Genomic DNA, 16,513 nt, shown 5'->3' with positions numbered 1-16,513 from the left:
CCGGAGGAAACTGTAAGTGGATGAATTTGCTAGCATTCGGCTTTGGACGGAAGGCCGCCAGGCGAAGCAGTGGCAGCAGCAGCGGGGCGTTGTGCTCGGCATTGGCGACGATGCCGCATTGCTTGATCCGGCTGTGCCGATAGATGGTTTGACTGGTCCGCGCCAAATCGTCGCTGCGGTAGATACGATGGTGGAGACGGTCCATTTTAATGCGGCAACGATGATGGACGAAGATATCGGCTACAAGGCGCTCGCCGCCAATGTGAGCGATATTGCGGCGATGGGCGGCATTCCGCTGCAGGCGCTTGTATCGGTTAGTGTGCCCCGAAGCTTCGGTCCGGAGCGGGTGCGCCGGCTGTACGACGGACTGTACGCCTGCGCCGAACGATACGGCGTAGCGGTGGCCGGCGGCGACACGACCTCGTCGCCGCAGCATCTCGTCGTCGCCGTCACAGTGCTTGGCGCCGTCGAAGCGGGCCGCGCGTTGCGCCGCACCGGCAGCCGTCCCGGCGATGCCGTCTTTGTGACCGGCCCCGTCGGCATGTCCGCGGCCGGGCTGCATGCGCTGCTCGCCCAACCGCATGCGGGCGAGGGCGCTGTACCTGCGGCCGCCTGCGGCGAAGCGGCGGCCGCGCTTGTCCAGGCGCATCGCCGCCCGGCGCCTTCGGTGCGGGCGGGCCGCCTGCTGCTGGAGCGCGGGACATGCACCGCGCTCAACGATGTGAGCGATGGCCTCGCCAGCGAAGCATGGGAAATCGCCGAAGCGTCAGGGCTTCGGCTTGTACTTCGCGAGCGGGATTTGCCGCTCGCGGGAAGCCTTGCGGCTTACGCCCGCGATGCCGGCGTTCAGCCGCTGGAGTGGATGCTGTACGGCGGCGAAGATTATGCCATGATTGGCACGGCCGCCGCCGAGGATGCCAAGCCATTGCAGGAGTTGTTCCGCCGGGAAGGGCTGCCGTTTTTTATAATCGGCGAGACGGAGGCGGGCGAGCCCGGGGTGGAGCTGATCGCGGAAGCGTCAGGCTGGAGCGGCTCCAAGGCGGTTAGACGGATTCCGCTGGCGAAGCGGGGATACAATCATTTTGCGTAACATGGATGGGTGTGTTAACGATATGGAGACAACAAGCGAAGCCATATGGCATGCTGCCGGCCGCGAACAAACGGCGGAGCTGGCGCGGCTGCTGGCAGAATGGTCGAGACCGGGAACGGTGCTCGCCTTGGACGGCGATTTAGGCGCGGGCAAAACAACGTTCTCGCAAGCGTTTGCTGCGGCGATTGGCGTAAAGGCGGTGGTGAACAGCCCAACCTTTACGATTATTAAAGAATACGAAGGGCTTGCAATGCCCTTTTATCATATGGATGTGTATCGGCTTTCGCAGGAAGAAGCGGACGAGCTGGGGCTTGACGATTATTTTTACGGAGAAGGCGTCACGATTGTGGAATGGGCCCGGTTGATCGAAGAGCTGCTCCCGCCGGAGCGGCTTGAGCTGTTTTTGGAGCACGCAGGCGGCGATGCAAGGGTGATCCGGATCAAAGGAATCGGGGAGCCGTATGCCGCTTGGTGCGAAGTTTTGAATGAGATGGGAGAGCAAAAAAATGAGTAACGAAATAGAACGCCCGGTTCTCGCTTTTGATACGTCAACGGCCTGTTTGGCCGGGGCGGTTATACAAGGGGATCAAGTGCTGAGCGAGGTACAATCGTTTGCGGAACGGAACCATTCCGTGCAAATCATTAACCGCCTGCAGCAGCTCTTAGACGAAAGCGGAGTAAGTCCGGACGGGCTTGGCGGTATCGTTGTCGGCCAAGGTCCCGGATCGTATACGGGCATGCGCATTGCCGTAGCAGCAGCCAAAACGCTCGCCTGGGCATGGGGAAAACCGCTGGCTGCGGTCAGCAGCCTGGAGGCAATGGCTTACGGCGGGCTGCATGCCGGTGCCCTTTCCGGCGGAAGACAAGCAGCTGGCACATCCGCCGGAACCGAGTGGGTGCTGCCGATTATGGATGCGCGGCGCGGCCAAGTATATACGGGCGGCTACAAACAGTCGGCTGAAGCCGGCTGGACCTGTTTTGCGGCGGACGGCGTCCGGCTGATGAAAGATTGGGCGGATGATATGGCAGGCCGGGCAGCGCAGGAAGACGCCGGCGTCCAGCGCATTTACGTGACGGGCGACTTGAAGCTGCATCTGGAGGAAGCGGAGCGTTTGCGCGAGCAGTGCCGGGCGGCGGGCGTACAGGTAGAGCTGCTGCCTTACGATTTGGAAGGCCGCTGGCTGGCGCAGCTCGGACGCGCGAAGCTGCGGGCAGGGCAGACGGAAAATGTCCATACGTTTATTCCGAATTATACCCAGCTTGTTGAGGCCGAAGTGAAGCTGCTCGCCAAGCAGGCGGAAGCAGGCCAGCCATGACGGGGGCGGAACGGAATGTTCTGTTCCGGCCGATGGTGCTTGCCGATATTCCGGCTGTCGAGGAGATTGAGCAGGAAGCTTTTGCAACGCCGTGGACATCGGACGCTTTTACCAACGAGCTGACGAACAACATGTTCGCCAAGTATATCGTTATGGAGTCTGGCGGAGAATTGATCGGCTACGGCGGCATGTGGGTCATTGTGGATGAAGCGCATGTAACGAATGTAGCGATACGTTCCGATTGCCGCGGACAAGGCTTCGGCAGGCTGCTTATGTCGGAGCTTCAGCATAAAGCGGTATTTTACGGTGCGGAACGGATGACGCTGGAAGTTCGCGTGTCCAATACGGTCGCCCAAAATTTGTATCGCAAGCTTGGCTTTGAGCCGTCCGGCGTAAGACCGGGTTATTATTCCGATAATAACGAAGATGCGCTGATAATGTGGGCGGAGCTGGAACGTAATATTATAGCTTAACCTGTTACTACCATTCTCGCTTGCGCTTTGGCGCAGGCTTCAACCTTTAGGAGTTAATGAACGTGAGCGATAATTGTATAAAACAACTTATAAATAAATCTAATCCAACTCAAGCTGACGGTGAAGCAAGCTATATTTTGGCGATTGAAACAAGCTGTGACGAAACTTCGGCTGCCGTAGTGCAAGACGGCAAAACGATTTTGTCCAACGTAGTGTCGAGCCAGGTTGAAGTTCACCGCCGTTTTGGCGGCGTGGTGCCGGAAATCGCCTCCCGCAAGCATGTAGAGATCATCACGCTTATGATCGAGCAGGCGATTGCAGAATCGGGCATTCCGATGAATCGCTTGTCGGCTGTGGCTGTTACGCAAGGGCCAGGGCTTGTCGGCGCCTTGCTCGTTGGGGTTGTAGCGGCAAAAGCGCTGGCAATGGCGCTTCGGATTCCGCTGATCGGGACGCATCATATTGCGGGGCATATTTATGCGAATCAGCTTGTGCATGATATCGTTTATCCGTGCATGGCGCTTGTCGCTTCGGGCGGACATACCGAGCTTGTGCTGCTGGAGTCCGAGGGGAAATTCCGCGTAGTCGGACAGACCCGTGACGATGCGGTCGGCGAAGCATATGACAAAGTAGCCCGGTCTCTCCATTTGCCGTATCCGGGCGGACCGCATATCGACAAACTTGCTGCCGAAGCGGAGGAGGCTGTGCCGCTTCCCCGCGCATGGCTGGAGGCGGATTCCTTTGATTTCAGCTTCAGCGGGTTGAAATCAGCCGTGCTTGCTGTCATCAATCAAGCCAATATGAAAGGCGAAGAACTGAACCAGGCGGCATTGGCCCGCGGATTTCAGGAGTCTGTAGTTGAGGTTTTAACGGAAAAAGCCGTTCGCGCGTTGCGGGTATATGAAGCGAAGCAGCTGTTGTTATGCGGCGGTGTTGCGGCTAACCGCGGATTGCGTGCGGCGCTTGCGGAGCGCTGCGGCCATGAAGGCATTGAACTGCTGGTGCCGCCGCTTTCGTTATGCACAGACAACGCCGCCATGATTGGCGCTGCCGCCCATTTGAAATGGGCAAGAGGTGAATTTACAGAGCTGGATATGAAGGCGGAGCCTTCCTTCTCGTTAGAAGCCTGGTCTGTACAATCCGAGTAGCAAATAGAGGAAGTCAAAAGAAGATCAGCCTGTTGTCTCGCTTTTAGAGACGGCAGGCTTTTTTTGTTGCGTCTCCGCTGCCAAACGAGTGAATAGCCAGCTGTTATTGCTCTTATCCACAACCTTAGAATGTATGTGCATAAGTGCCAAAACCCCTTATAAATACTCATGTTTTGGGGCTTCCGCATTGTGGTGGAAAAGTGGATATTATTTTCACAATCACCCTGTGGGTAATGTGGATAACAGGGATAAATATTCGAATTTACAGATGCAGACATTTGTCGAATCGTGACGACCTTTACAATCCGTTTATTGTTCTATGCTAGTATCGACAGAATTGACTAACAATTTGTCAACGGTTGTGGATATAGTTGTGGATAAATAGAGCATCCAAGCATATGGTGATTAATTCCTTATGATCCTTCCCTTTCCTAATCGCCTTTTGAACGGAAAATGTCCCTTGCGGCACCGCAACATATTTACGCTATCCCGCAGTATTGTTTTCGGTGAAAAGCTGGTTGTCCTGCTGTAAAGTGGACAATAGCAAATCATTAGTCGGCAGCTTTATTAAAGTCTGATTCAAGCGCGAATGGAGGGAGAACGGCAGTGGATAGACAAACAGTCATTCAGGTCAGCTCATTAAGCAAGTATTACGGAGCGAACAGCGCAGTTGAACAGGTCACTCTTCAAGTGAAGGAAGGGGAACTGTTCGGGATTATCGGAACGAACGGGGCAGGCAAATCGACCCTGCTTGAATTGCTGACAGGATTGCGTCAGCCTGACGAGGGCTGCGTGAAAGTACTGAATATGGATGCGGAGCTTGAAGCGGAAAGCTTGAAGGAGCATATCGGTATACATTTGCAGAACACTTCGCTGGTGGATAAGATGACGGTTCGGGAAGCATTGGATCTGTTTCAGTCTTTTTATCATAAGAAAAATGATCTGGACGCCATTTTGGATCGTCTGGGGCTTAGGCCTTACGAGCATAAAATGGTTAAGCGGCTGTCCGGCGGATGGCAGCAGCGTTTCGCGCTCGCCATTACACTGGTCAACGATCCCAAAATCATCTTTTTGGATGAGCCGACGACGGGGCTGGATCAGCAGACGCGTTCGGAGTATTGGGAAATTTTGCTGGAACTAAAAAGCCAAGGCAAAACTATCGTTATCGCTACCCATGACATGGGCGAAGCCCAGCGCAATTGTGACCGGGTTGCCGTGATGCGAAAAGGCAAGCTTGTCAGCTGTGATTCGCCGCAGGGGCTTATCGCCAGAATCCCTTCGGGCGGACTGACGATGGAAGCCGTTTATGTCCACTTTGCGCTTGAGCAAAAAAATGAGCCGGCATTTACGCTGCCGCATTTGGCTGAATGGGTAAGTTTTGCGAAATTTACGGATTTGAGAAACTCCCTGTCTGTTATTTCGGATCGCTAATAGGGCTGCTTACGATACGGCATGCGCGGATGCGCAGTCTTAAGGAGGTCTTTAGGAATGGAACGAGGACGCAGCATGATGGAAAGCCAGCTTTGGCAACGAAGCGATGTAGTGGAAAAACGAATGGAAATGATTGCGATGCTGTTAAAGCGTCTAAATGAGGAGGCGATAGGACAAACAGGCAATTTGGACGAGATCGAAAGCCATGACAGGGGGAACTTCATAAACAGCCTCAGAAGAAAGAATGGTTCAAAAAGTGCATGAAGCTGTTTACTTTTGTGTAGCAGCTGGTCATGCTGGACGAACAGATTTGATTGCCCAACATTTCCGGCTTCTGTACAATAAAATGGAACATAGTCGGGTGGGGGCATTGGAATGATGAACGAAGACCGGATTAGAATGGAACATGAATTGGACGAGCTGATTAAGGAGCGCTTTACGGCGGCGCCCCTTTTTTGTCATGCGCAGCTGTTTGTAAATGAAAAACGGAAAGAGCCCGTTCATTTCGGGCAGCTGACCATTTTGCATTACCGCATGTTTGGCGGTGTAAGCGACATCGTATACAAAGCGGCGGCAGCGGTTGAATTGTTTATTTTGGCGTCGGATATTTTGGACGATATCCAGGATCAGGATGCGCCCTCCAAAGCTTGGATGCAAGTGCCGCTTCCGATGGCGCTGAATACAGCTACAGCGCTGATAACACTGTCGCAGCAGGCGCTTATGGAATGCGGCGAAAACGCAGAGATACGCCTGCGGCTGGCAGCAATGATGAACAATCAGCTGATTACAGCTGCTAACGGGCAAATGCTGGATCTGGCTAACGCTATTCAGGAAGAGCAGGATTATTTTGAGATGATCAGGCAGAAGTCCGCTGCAATCCTGGTGTTGGCTTGTATGGCCGGCGTGATGCTCGCTGGACAAGGCTGGCATGACACTGTAGCCGAGTATGCAGGCGAAATCGGAATGGCAGCCCAAATTCGCAACGATTTGAGAGATTTGCTGCGATGGGATGAGAAAAGCGATTTTATTAACCGCAAAAAAACATTGCTGACCTTATTTTTGCAGGAGAGCGCAGCGGAAAACGACCAATGGATCGCCGATTATTTGGAGGGGCGCCTGCAAGAGGATGACATTCGGGACAAGCATCATTTGTTGAAGGAAGCTTGCGAGCGGACGGGGACGATCTTATATGGCTCGGTTATGAGTCGTATGCACTATAACCGGTTTGAGGAATTACTAGATTCAGTACCGGAAAGTCCCCCGTTTAGAGATTATTTTATGCAATTACTGGCATAAAATTTACTATTTTTTACATAACCGCAACTACAATTGCGGGAATTACGAACTATATTGGCGTTTGAAGTCGAACTTTTTCCTGTTATAGTAGTGATAGGCAAGTAAATCTATTAGAATGGGATGGAGGAGTTCAAATGTTGAAAGAGGCTATTCGTTCGTTGGCGATGAGCAAGGAAAAACTGTCTATGGTGATGGGTGGACAACTCCAGCTTGCAGGCGTTTCTGTAGCTGAACAAAAAGCACTTCTTGGCGAACTGAACAAAGAAGGAAAAAAAGACGGCTACTCTTTTATGTGGAGCTAATAAGAGTTTAAGTCAAAAGGGAGAGAACTAAGTGAAGGCACGGCTCATAAGTAAATTAACAGCGCTTCTCTCCCTGATAGTATTAATCGTGGTGATTTTGTACCTCACGGCAAGTATTATTAGAGTACCTTCTATCGGGGCAATATTGGTCCAGGATTCTGCCGGCGGTTACATTGTCAAAAGCACGGAGCCGGCCGGACAAGCAGATGTCAAAGGCATCCGGATAGGAGACCGGGTCCAAACGGTTGACAGCGGGAATGTCAGCGATTTTAAAAACGTCCGCAAATACGGCTCAATAGAAGGAGCGCACAGCGTTAAAGTTTTGCATCCGAATCAAGTGGAGCAAACGATTTATTTTCAAGAAAAATGGATAGGCGACCATTCCAATTGGGAGCTGTTAATCCAATTTTACATACCGGGTTTATCGTTAATTATTTTTACCGCATTTTCAATGCTTCTTTATTCGAAACGTGGACATGATAAAGCAGCGCTGCTGCTCATCGTGTTTTTTATGTCGATTGGCCTCAGTTATTACGGATCATCCGCGTCTTACCGGAGCGACCCGGTCGGGCTGTCGATCATCTATATCGTATTGCCATGTATTCCGTTGTTGTTTATGAGCTTCATGAACATTTATTTGCAGAAATATTACGTTCGCTTCGTGAACGCAAAAGTATTGGCAGCATTGTATGCAATGTCAGCTATACTAACCTTAGTAAGCCTTCTTTATTTTTGGACCGATTTGTTTTCGATCGAAGTTTACAACTATATGAAAATGGTCCACAGTGCGATTATTTTGTTAGGGAATCTGCTCTGTGTGTTCAATCTGTTTTACCGGTTTTTTGAGCATCGGAAGTCGAAACTTAACTCCTTGTTCAAAATTACATTAATGGCGCATTTGGTTGCTTTCACACCGTTCACCATTATGAACCTTTTGCCGCTGATGACAGGGTATAAACAATTTATTCCGGCAGCATTTACAGCTCTCTTTTTGTTTGTATTGCCTATCGTGTATTTGTATTTGCTGACCTCGAACCAATTGTTCGACATTGATTTTATATTAACCAGGTTTAAGTATTATACATCTTTGTCGTTTGTGCCTTCGCTGCTCATTTCTATTTTTGTGCTGGCGTTGATGGTTGAGCAGCAGTCCAATCATTTCTGGACAAAAACGATACAGTTGTTTGCCATTATTTATATTAGCATTACGTTGTTCCTGTACATAAAAGAGCTGATAGATCACCGTTTTCGCCCGAGAATGTTTAAGGCCATGTACAGTTACCAGGACAGCCTGGATCGCTTCTCTCGGAAAATTGCCCGCATTATGAAAAAAACCGACCTGCAAATCGCATTACGCCAGGAGATTAATGAGCTGCTTCCCGTCAATCAAATTGAGTTCATTCAAGTGGATCAAATTGAAGGAGTGACAGGAACAGAAGGGCAAACGGAAGAAGAAAAGCGGACAATAGCTTTTTTGCTGCAAATATCCGATATTTTGCAAGTTGGCGAGATGGTAGATTTGCCTTCCGGGCTTGGGCTTGTAATCGGAAAGCAGCGCTCCAGCATTCATGTCGTATGGATCGGCCCGAAAACAAACCATACGAGGTTTAATTCGGACGAGCTTAGATGGTTGAAGACGATGGCGAATTACGCCAGCATCGTATTTGAGAACCTGTATCTCGTTGAAGGGCTTATTGATGATTTGAAATCGGAAGTGCAAAGGGAACATACCACTTCGCCTTGGATTCTGCGCCTTTTGTTTACATTGTCAGAGAACGAACGGCGGAAGCTGGCGGCTGATTTGCATGATTCCGCTTTGCAGGACCAGCTGCTTTGGTATCGCAAACTGGAAAGCGTCATGATTGACCATCCGATGTCGGACAAATTAAATCATGAACTGGAAGATATTAAGGAAGGTTTGCTTGATGTTATTCATCAAATTCGGGAAACCTGCAACGAGCTTCGTCCTCCATTATTAAAGGAGATGGGGGTTGTTGAAGCGATAGAGAGCATTATTGAACATGCTCAAATGCGAGACAACTTTGCGGTTGACTTCCGGGCAAAGCCGTTTGCCGGCGAACAGCTTAACGAAGAACAAATTACCGTTATTTACCGGATCGTTCAGGAGCTGCTCCGCAATGCATCCAAGCATGCGAGAGCAAATCTGGTTAAGCTTGAGCTGGATCAGCGTAAAGGCTACCTGTATTTAAACTATTCGGATGATGGAATTGGCATGGATGTCCATTCCATGGAAGCCTCTTTTGAACATATGGGTTTATCCGGCATCAAGGAACGTGTTGCGAGCCTTGAGGGCAGCATTACTTTCAGATCCGAAAAGGGAAAAGGGCTGGAAGTTACAATTGTAATGCCGGAAACGATGACAAGTGAAAGGCAGTAGTTAGAAAGGGGTTTGCCGGCGTGATTCGAATTTTATTGGTGGATGATCATCCGTCCGTTGGAGAAGGGACGAAGACGATGATTGAACAGGACCCTGACATGAAAGTGACGGTGGTTTTGTCCGCTATGGAGGCGCTTGGCATTATTCAAGAAGAAGTTTTTGATATTATTTTATGCGATTTAAATATGCCTGGCATAAGCGGGCTGGAGCTTGCCAAAAGGCTGATCCAGCAGGATTCCGACCGCAAGGTGCTTATTTACACCGGCTATGAAATCAGTACCCATTTTAATTTGCTAATTGAAAATGGCGTGTGTGGTTTTATATCAAAAACAGCATCCAGAGACCAACTTCATAATGCCATTCGAAGCGCAATGCGGGACGAAGCTGTCATTCCGATTTCATTATTGAAACAATTAAGGCGTAACGAAATTAAAATTACGCGTGGCGAAAAAATCATTGAGGAAGTATCCATCAATGAGCGCGAACAGGAAATTTTACAAGAGGTAGCATCCGGAAACAGCAATAAGGACATTGCGGCAAAACTGCATATGAGCCAGCGGACGGTTGAATATAACTTATCGAGAATATTCGAGAAGTTGGCGGTCCGTTCGCGTTCCGAAGCTATTGTGGAAGCCAAACGGCTTGGTTTAATTCGTATGGAGCAGTTTTGAAGCTGCCCAATTGATGATGGAAGTTATTGCTGCCCGGTCACTCGTTGCCGGCTGGCATTACTTATATGGGATAACCAAGGCTGCGGCCAACCGTTATCCCGCTTGCAGTACTTCGACATAGTTTTCCCTCTCAATGCTTACGCCTTTATGGCGTAAGCATCTTTTTTTGATTGGGTTAGGCGGCAGCAGGCGGTTATGTGATCCTGCAGTCGGTGCAGCGGGGGCAGGGCATTTTGCTAACGAGCCGTAACTGTCTGCGCGATCTTGACCGGTTGTAACGGAAAAAGCCGCAATGCCCTTTGTTGGAGGCAATACGGCTTTTGGCTTGACTTATTGGTTGTTAATTTAATAGCTGCTCCCACTGCTCGTAAGCGGATTGAAGCGCTGATTTCGTCTGCTCCATCTCGGCCTGGACTTCCGATACCCGGATATAATCGTTAAAGACAGCCGGGTCGGCAAGCTGCAGCTCAAGCACGGACAGCTGCTGTTCAAGTTCTGCAATTTGCTGTTCCAGCTGCTCGATTTTGCGCTGGCGGTTACGTTCCTCGCGTTTTGCCTGCTTCTCGGCTTCGTATGAATTTACAGCCGTTGGAGCTTCCGGAGCTGACTGCCCTTTGGAAGCAGCGGCTGTTTGTTTGGCCAGCGCTTCAAGCCTTGCTTCCTCCAGATCGCGTTTTTTCTCCAGCATATCATCATAATTTCCTAGGAAATGCTCGGTCCCTGTCGAAGAAAGCTCGACAATCCGTTCCGCCATTTTGTTCAGGAAATAACGGTCATGGGAAATAAAGAGAAGCGTGCCTTCATAATCAAGCAGCGCGGATTCCAGCACTTCTTTGCTGAATAAGTCCAGATGGTTAGTCGGTTCGTCCAAAATAAGCACATTCGCTTGCTTCAACATCAGCTTCGCAAGCGAAACGCGTGCTTTTTCCCCGCCGCTTAAGGACGAGATCCGCTTCTGCACATCATCGCCGCTGAACAGGAAGTTGCCCAGCACTGTGCGGATCCGCACTTCCTCCAGGTGTGGATAATGCGACCAGACCTCTTCCAGCACTGTATTAGAGGGATTTAATCCGGTATGTTCCTGATCGTAATAACCAAGCTTGACATTAGAGCCCCAACTGAAGTTTCCGGCAGCCGGCTGCAGTTCGCCGACCAGTACCTTTAGCAGCGTGGACTTGCCGATGCCGTTAGGGCCAATAAGCGCTATTGTCTCGCCGCGCGAAAGGTGGAAACTTACATTCTGGAATAACAATTTATCCGGCTCCCGGTCTTTTTTAAAGACAACAGCAAGGGAACGAACGTCAAGAACATCTTTGCCGGTCTGTTTTTCAATTTCAAAAGAAAAACTCGCCTTCTTCAGCTCGCCGGCCGGGCGGTCCAAACGTTCCATCTTCTCCAGTGCTTTGCGTCTGCTCTGGGCACGTTTCGTTGTAGAAGCACGCACCAGATTTCGCTGCACGAATTGTTCCATACGCGAAATTTCATCTTGCTGTTTTTCGTACTGCTTCAGCTGTGATTCATATTCGGCTGCTTTCAGCTCAATGTACCGGCTGTAGTTGCCGGTGTAGCGTTTGGCGGAATGACGTTCAATTTCGACAATCGTTTGCACAATGGCATCCAGGAAATAGCGGTCATGGGAAACAACGACGATAGCGCCAGGATAGCTGCGCAAATAACTTTCCAGCCAGGTCAGCGTTTCGATGTCCAAATAGTTGGTTGGCTCATCGAGCATCAGCAGGTCGGGTGCCTGCAGCAAAATGCGGGCCAGCGCGAGGCGCGTTTTTTGGCCGCCGCTTAAGCTTGAAATTAAAGTATCGGCAGGAAAATGGCCAAACCCCATGCCGTGGAGCACGCTGTTAATACGCGTGTTCATTTCAAATCCGCCTTGCTCGCGGAACCAGTCGGATTTGCGGGAATAACGCTCAAGCACTTCTGCATACCGTTTTTCATTCGCATGCAGTTCCGGATCGGCAATCTGCGCTTCAAGATCACGCAGCTCCTGCTCGGCCTGAATCAAATGGTCGAAGACGGAACGCATTTCTTCTATTATAGTGCGGTTAGATTGAAGACCGCTGTTCTGGGCCAAATAGCCTAGTTTTGTTTCTTTTGATTTATGGATAGCACCGGAATCGGCGGACAGCTCGCCGGCTATGATTTTAAGAAGAGTAGATTTACCCGCGCCGTTTATGCCTACGATGCCAATTCGTTCTCGCTCCAGCACCTGCATGGAAATATCGGAAAGGATGACGTCAATTCCATAGCTTTTAGAAATATTGGATACTTGCAGCAGCATAACAATGAACCTCCAACCCATAATTGCAACAAAGCGGTTGCTTATGACTAGTGTACCATAAAGTTGTCCTGCCATTGGCGAAAGTTGCATAACAATGGTAAACTACAAATAATACGAGCATATGTTCAGATGCAACTGCCGGCGGCTGAATCATATCTGCAGAACAGGTGAACGGAATGGATAACACGATAATAAAAAATGAGCTTCGAAAGCGGTTTACCGAGAAGCGGAATGCTTTGTCTGCATATGAACGCACGCTGCGTTCCGAAGCGGCTTGCCGGCAAGCCGCGGTATGGCTGCAAAGCGTTGGGGCTTCCAGTGTGATGGCGTATGTTCCATTTCGGACGGAGCTGGATACCAAGCCGTTAATACAATGGTGCTGGGAGACGAAAGTTCAAGTGATTGTTCCCAGATCCAACCCGGAAGACCGCTCGATGGAACTGTATGAATTGACCGGCTGGGACGGGCTTGAGCTCGGTGCTTACGGCATTATGGAGCCGTCTCCGGATACAAATAAGGCGGTCCGGGAGTGGCCGGATGTAATTTTTGTACCGGGACTGGCTTTTGACCGGGATGGCGGCCGATTAGGCTACGGCGGCGGTTATTACGATAGGCTGGCCGTGCGGACTGATTTAAGCTCTCCGCGCGGAAGTACATGTTGGATAGGATTAGGTTATCAGCTGCAGCTGTCGCAAGAAGCACTTCCGATGGAGGCGCATGACAAGCGAATCGGCGGCGTTGCTACGGAAGAAGGAATAAAGCTGTTTACAGCGAAACATGACAGAAACTAACGGCATCGCCATAGTGGGATCCGGCATAATGAACAACTGCAGGCTGCGGATGATGAAGGAGGTGGAATGGATGGATCAGCTTACGCATTTTAACGATCAGGGCAGAGCACGAATGGTTGATGTAAGCGATAAGCAGGTTACCGCCCGTACGGCATCGGCCTCTACAGCGGTAACCATGCATCCGGATACGCTGGACCGGATTAAAGCGGGCACTGTAGGAAAAGGGGATGTGCTTGCGGTCGCGCAGGTTGCGGCCATTATGGCAGCCAAAAAAACGTCGGACTGGATTCCAATGTGCCATCCGCTTCCTTTGACGGGAGTGGATGTCCGGTTTTCGGACAATGGCAGCGATGCGCTTTATATTACCGCAACAGTAAAGACAACCGGCAAGACGGGTGTTGAGATGGAAGCATTAACGGCGGTTTCCGCCGCTGCGTTAACCGTTTATGACATGTGCAAGGCGATTCAAAAAGATATGGTAATTGGCCCGACGCAGCTTGTATCCAAAACGGGTGGAAAAAGCGGCGATTACCGTTTGTCAACAAACCTATAAACAGGTAGGGGACGGGAGGAACGGGAGATGCAACAGTGGAAGGTAGCAATATTGACGGCAAGCGATAAAGCTTCTCGCGGCGAAAGAGAAGATACAAGCGCGCAAGTGATACGCGAGCTGATTGAAGAAGAACTAGGCGGCGAAATTGTAGATTACCGGGTCGTGCCGGACGAGCAGGACGAAATTATTGCTGCCATGATTGAAATGATTGAATATTACCGCGCGGATCTGCTGCTTACGACCGGCGGCACCGGATTATCGTTACGCGATGTGACGCCGGAGGCGACGCTGAAGGTGGTTGACCGCGTCGTTCCGGGATTGTCGGAGGCTATGCGTGCCGGCGCCATGCATAAAACGCGCAGAGCGATGTTGTCCAGAGGCGTCTGCGGGACGAAGGGAAGATGCCTTATTCTCAATTTGCCGGGCAGTCCTAAAGGCGTGCATGAAAGCTTGATGGCTGTCATGGATCAGCTGCCGCATGCGCTGGAAATTTTGACGGGACAGGCAGGGGATCATACAGTATGAGCCAAACAACCGTTTTGAAGGAAGTGCCGGTACATGAAGCGGTTGGCCTCAGGCTTGCCCATGATTTGACCCGGATTATTCCCGGTGAATTTAAAGGCAGGTTGTTTAAAAAAGGGCATAAGATTGAACAAGAAGATATCCCAAGCTTGCTTGATATCGGCAAGGAACATATTTATGTGATGGAGCTGGGCGACGGCGACCTGCATGAAGACGATGCTGCGCAGCGCATGGCGTATGCGCTGTATGGGCAAGGCACCAAACTTACGGAGCCGCATGAAGGGAAGGTAACGGTAAAAGCGATAGAGCTTGGGCTGGCGCAGGTTGACGCCGATTTCGTGCATGCTGTAAATGCGCTGGGCGAAATTGCGCTGGCGACCGTTCGTTCGAATACGGTGGTACAAGCGGATAAAGCACTTGCGGCTACCCGCGTTATTCCATTGTTTGTCGCCAAAACGAAAATCGAAGCGGTTGAGCAGCTGGCGCTGTCTTACCGAAACGCCAACCATGGACAAGCGCCGGTTCGCGTGAAGCCGTTTCGACCGATGCAAATCGGGCTCCTGACGACCGGCAGCGAAGTATTCAGCGGTCGTATCCAGGATAAGTTCGGACCAGCGGTCCGCAGCAAAGTAGAAGCGTTTGGCTCAACGATCGCCGAGCAGCGTTTTGCTCCGGATGATCGACAAACAATTGTCAATGAAATCCACTATTTGGCTGATAAAGGTTATGATATGATACTAGTGACTGGGGGATGTCCGTTGACCCCGATGACCGTACGCCTGGAGCGATTAAGGCAGCTGGCGCTGACATCATTAGTTACGGAACGCCAATGCTTCCCGGTTCCATGCTGCTTGTAGGCTATTTGAACGGTATTCCGATTATGGGTTTGCCCGGCTGTGTCATGCATGATCCTTACACCTCGTTTGATGTGCTGCTGCCGCAAATACTGGCTGGCAACAGAATCGAGCGGGAGGAAATCATTCACATGGGATATGGCGGATTGCAAGGACGGGCCTAATTGAAACAGGTCCACTCATCTAAAGGAGGAACTAACGATGTTTAATGGGATTGGAGCAACGGGTTTTATTCTGCTGGTACTAGTTGCGCTGTTATTATTTGGTCCTAACAAGCTGCCGGAGCTTGGCCGAGCTTTCGGCCGGACATTAAGAGAATTTAAAGCGGGCGCAAAAGACTTGATGGATGATTCAAGCCCGAAAGAGAACAATCCGCAGCGTGTAGAAGTCAAGGAAGCTGCGGCTGAGACGGCCAATACGGATACGAAGAGGCTCCCGGACTAACAATAGCTTAAAGGGTATAAAGGAGTGAGCATTCGTGGCGTCCGAGGATAATGCAGCTGCCGGCAGCGGCTCCGCTGACGGGCAAGATAGCTTGATGCCGCTTATGGAGCATCTTGGCGAGCTTCGCAAACGTATTGTTTATGTGCTGATCGTTTTGCTGCTTGCGCTTATCGGCGGCCTTTTTGCAGCAGATCCTGCTTATCATTACTTAACGACCCGAGAACCGGCCAATACGATGACGCTGCATGCGTTTTCGTTATGGGACGGCATCGGCATCTATATGAAATTTGCGATTGTAATCGGGCTTATTCCTACGATTCCATTCGCGGCGTACCAGCTGTGGGCGTTTGTGAAGCCTGCGCTCCGCAAGCATGAGCAGCGTGCGACATTGAAGTATATTCCCTTTGCGTTAATTATGTTTCTGATCGGCTTGTCGTTTTCTTATTTGGTTGTATTTCCGCTTGCGTTTAATTTTACAAGGCATGTGTCCTCACAGCTCCAACTGGAGGAGACGTATGGCATTACCCAATATTTCTCCTTTATGTTCAGCATTGTTATACCGATTGCACTGCTGTTTGAGCTTCCGTTAGCGATTATGTTTCTCACCGCCATTCGGGTACTAAATCCGCTTCGGCTTCGGAAAATGCGGCGGCTTGCTTATTTCATTCTAATCGCAATAGGGGTTATCGTTACACCGCCGGATTTTATTTCCGACTCGCTGGTAGCGATCCCGCTTATTCTGCTTTACGAGCTAAGTGTATTTATGTCCCGCATGATTTATCGAAAGCAAGTGGCTGCAGACCAGCAATGGGAAAATGAATACGCGACATAAAGGACTTGTCCCGGACCCCCGGACAGGTCTTTTTTCTTTTTGATTGACAATAAAAAGAATGATGTTATTATAATAAACAGATGTTTTAAATAGATGTTT

17 protein-coding genes and 1 pseudogene are annotated in these 16,513 nt (G+C 50.4%); 17 read left to right on the top strand and 1 reads right to left on the bottom strand.

Translation table 11 applies throughout. From position 1 onward, the window contains the following. Positions 1-16 precede the first annotated feature (16 nt). The 11 genes from thiL (at position 17) to ET464_RS11230 (ending at position 10,125) form a co-directional block, all read left to right on the top strand. A complete protein-coding gene (thiL, locus tag ET464_RS11275; RefSeq protein ID WP_129440935.1) occupies positions 17-1,090 on the top strand; it encodes a thiamine-phosphate kinase in 1,074 nt (357 codons plus the stop codon). A 22-nt stretch (positions 1,091-1,112) separates the two neighbouring features. Beyond that, the gene (gene tsaE, locus ET464_RS11270; RefSeq protein WP_129444303.1) at positions 1,113-1,604 is read left to right on the top strand and encodes a tRNA (adenosine(37)-N6)-threonylcarbamoyltransferase complex ATPase subunit type 1 TsaE; all 492 of its coding nucleotides are present in this window, start codon (positions 1,113-1,115) and stop codon (positions 1,602-1,604) included. Beyond that, positions 1,597-2,406, top strand: a complete 810-nt coding sequence (gene tsaB, locus ET464_RS11265) for a tRNA (adenosine(37)-N6)-threonylcarbamoyltransferase complex dimerization subunit type 1 TsaB (RefSeq protein ID WP_129440933.1) — start codon at positions 1,597-1,599, stop codon at positions 2,404-2,406. The genes tsaE and tsaB overlap by 8 nt, the downstream gene beginning before the upstream one ends. Next, a complete protein-coding gene (gene rimI / locus ET464_RS11260; protein WP_129440931.1) occupies positions 2,403-2,879 on the top strand; it encodes a ribosomal protein S18-alanine N-acetyltransferase in 477 nt (158 codons plus the stop codon). Before tsaB ends, rimI begins: the two co-directional genes overlap by 4 nt. An 89-nt stretch (positions 2,880-2,968) precedes the next feature. Continuing rightward, positions 2,969-4,027, top strand: a complete 1,059-nt coding sequence (gene tsaD / locus ET464_RS11255) for a tRNA (adenosine(37)-N6)-threonylcarbamoyltransferase complex transferase subunit TsaD (protein WP_244226766.1) — start codon at positions 2,969-2,971, stop codon at positions 4,025-4,027. Positions 4,028-4,633: 606 nt separating this feature from the next. Then, positions 4,634-5,458 (top strand): ABC transporter ATP-binding protein, encoded by an 825-nt coding sequence (locus tag ET464_RS11250; RefSeq protein ID WP_129440926.1) that lies wholly within the window; start codon positions 4,634-4,636, stop codon positions 5,456-5,458. A 57-nt stretch (positions 5,459-5,515) separates the two neighbouring features. After that, entirely contained in the window at positions 5,516-5,722 is a 207-nt protein-coding gene (locus ET464_RS11245; RefSeq protein ID WP_129440915.1) for a hypothetical protein, read from the top strand. 111 nt (positions 5,723-5,833) lie between these two features. Next, positions 5,834-6,754: a polyprenyl synthetase family protein gene (locus tag ET464_RS11240; RefSeq protein ID WP_129440913.1), complete on the top strand. Its 921-nt coding sequence runs from the start codon at positions 5,834-5,836 to the stop codon at positions 6,752-6,754. Positions 6,755-6,888: 134 nt separating this feature from the next. Next, entirely contained in the window at positions 6,889-7,056 is a 168-nt protein-coding gene (comX, locus tag ET464_RS19840; protein WP_165279981.1) for a competence pheromone ComX, read from the top strand. Positions 7,057-7,201: 145 nt separating this feature from the next. After that, positions 7,202-9,454 carry an ATP-binding protein gene (locus tag ET464_RS11235; protein WP_129440911.1) on the top strand — a complete coding sequence of 751 codons (2,253 nt, stop codon included), beginning with the start codon at positions 7,202-7,204 and terminating at the stop codon, positions 9,452-9,454. Between the two features lie 20 nt (positions 9,455-9,474). After that, on the top strand, positions 9,475-10,125 hold the full coding sequence (locus ET464_RS11230) for a response regulator transcription factor (RefSeq protein WP_129440909.1): 651 nt from the start codon (positions 9,475-9,477) through the stop codon (positions 10,123-10,125). Between the two features lie 340 nt (positions 10,126-10,465). Here ET464_RS11230 and ET464_RS11225 read toward each other — a convergent pair whose 3' ends face one another. Next, a complete protein-coding gene (locus ET464_RS11225) occupies positions 10,466-12,418 on the bottom strand; it encodes an ABC-F family ATP-binding cassette domain-containing protein (RefSeq protein ID WP_129440907.1) in 1,953 nt (650 codons plus the stop codon). Between the two features lie 176 nt (positions 12,419-12,594). Between ET464_RS11225 and ET464_RS11220 the strand changes: the two genes are divergently transcribed. The 6 genes and pseudogenes from ET464_RS11220 (at position 12,595) to tatC (ending at position 16,414) form a co-directional block, all read left to right on the top strand. Then, positions 12,595-13,209: a 5-formyltetrahydrofolate cyclo-ligase gene (locus tag ET464_RS11220; RefSeq protein ID WP_129440905.1), complete on the top strand. Its 615-nt coding sequence runs from the start codon at positions 12,595-12,597 to the stop codon at positions 13,207-13,209. A gap of 70 nt (positions 13,210-13,279) precedes the next feature. Beyond that, entirely contained in the window at positions 13,280-13,762 is a 483-nt protein-coding gene (gene moaC / locus ET464_RS11215) for a cyclic pyranopterin monophosphate synthase MoaC (protein ID WP_129444301.1), read from the top strand. A 27-nt stretch (positions 13,763-13,789) separates the two neighbouring features. Further along, complete coding sequence (locus ET464_RS11210) at positions 13,790-14,287, top strand: MogA/MoaB family molybdenum cofactor biosynthesis protein (protein ID WP_129440903.1); 498 nt, start codon at positions 13,790-13,792, stop codon at positions 14,285-14,287. Continuing rightward, positions 14,284-15,302: pseudogene (locus ET464_RS11205) on the top strand (molybdopterin-binding protein). Before ET464_RS11210 ends, ET464_RS11205 begins: the two are co-directional and overlap by 4 nt. A 37-nt stretch (positions 15,303-15,339) precedes the next feature. Beyond that, entirely contained in the window at positions 15,340-15,582 is a 243-nt protein-coding gene (locus ET464_RS11200) for a twin-arginine translocase TatA/TatE family subunit (protein WP_129440901.1), read from the top strand. Between the two features lie 94 nt (positions 15,583-15,676). After that, positions 15,677-16,414, top strand: a complete 738-nt coding sequence (gene tatC / locus ET464_RS11195) for a twin-arginine translocase subunit TatC (protein WP_129444300.1) — start codon at positions 15,677-15,679, stop codon at positions 16,412-16,414. Positions 16,415-16,513: the final 99 nt, after the last annotated feature.

This window comes from Paenibacillus protaetiae (genome assembly GCF_004135365.1).
GTDB classification, from domain to species: Bacteria; Bacillota; Bacilli; order Paenibacillales; family Paenibacillaceae; genus Paenibacillus_AP; species Paenibacillus_AP protaetiae.
The sequence above is the reverse complement of the archived record's forward strand: the minus strand, read 5'-3'. Positions and strand labels throughout refer to the sequence as shown.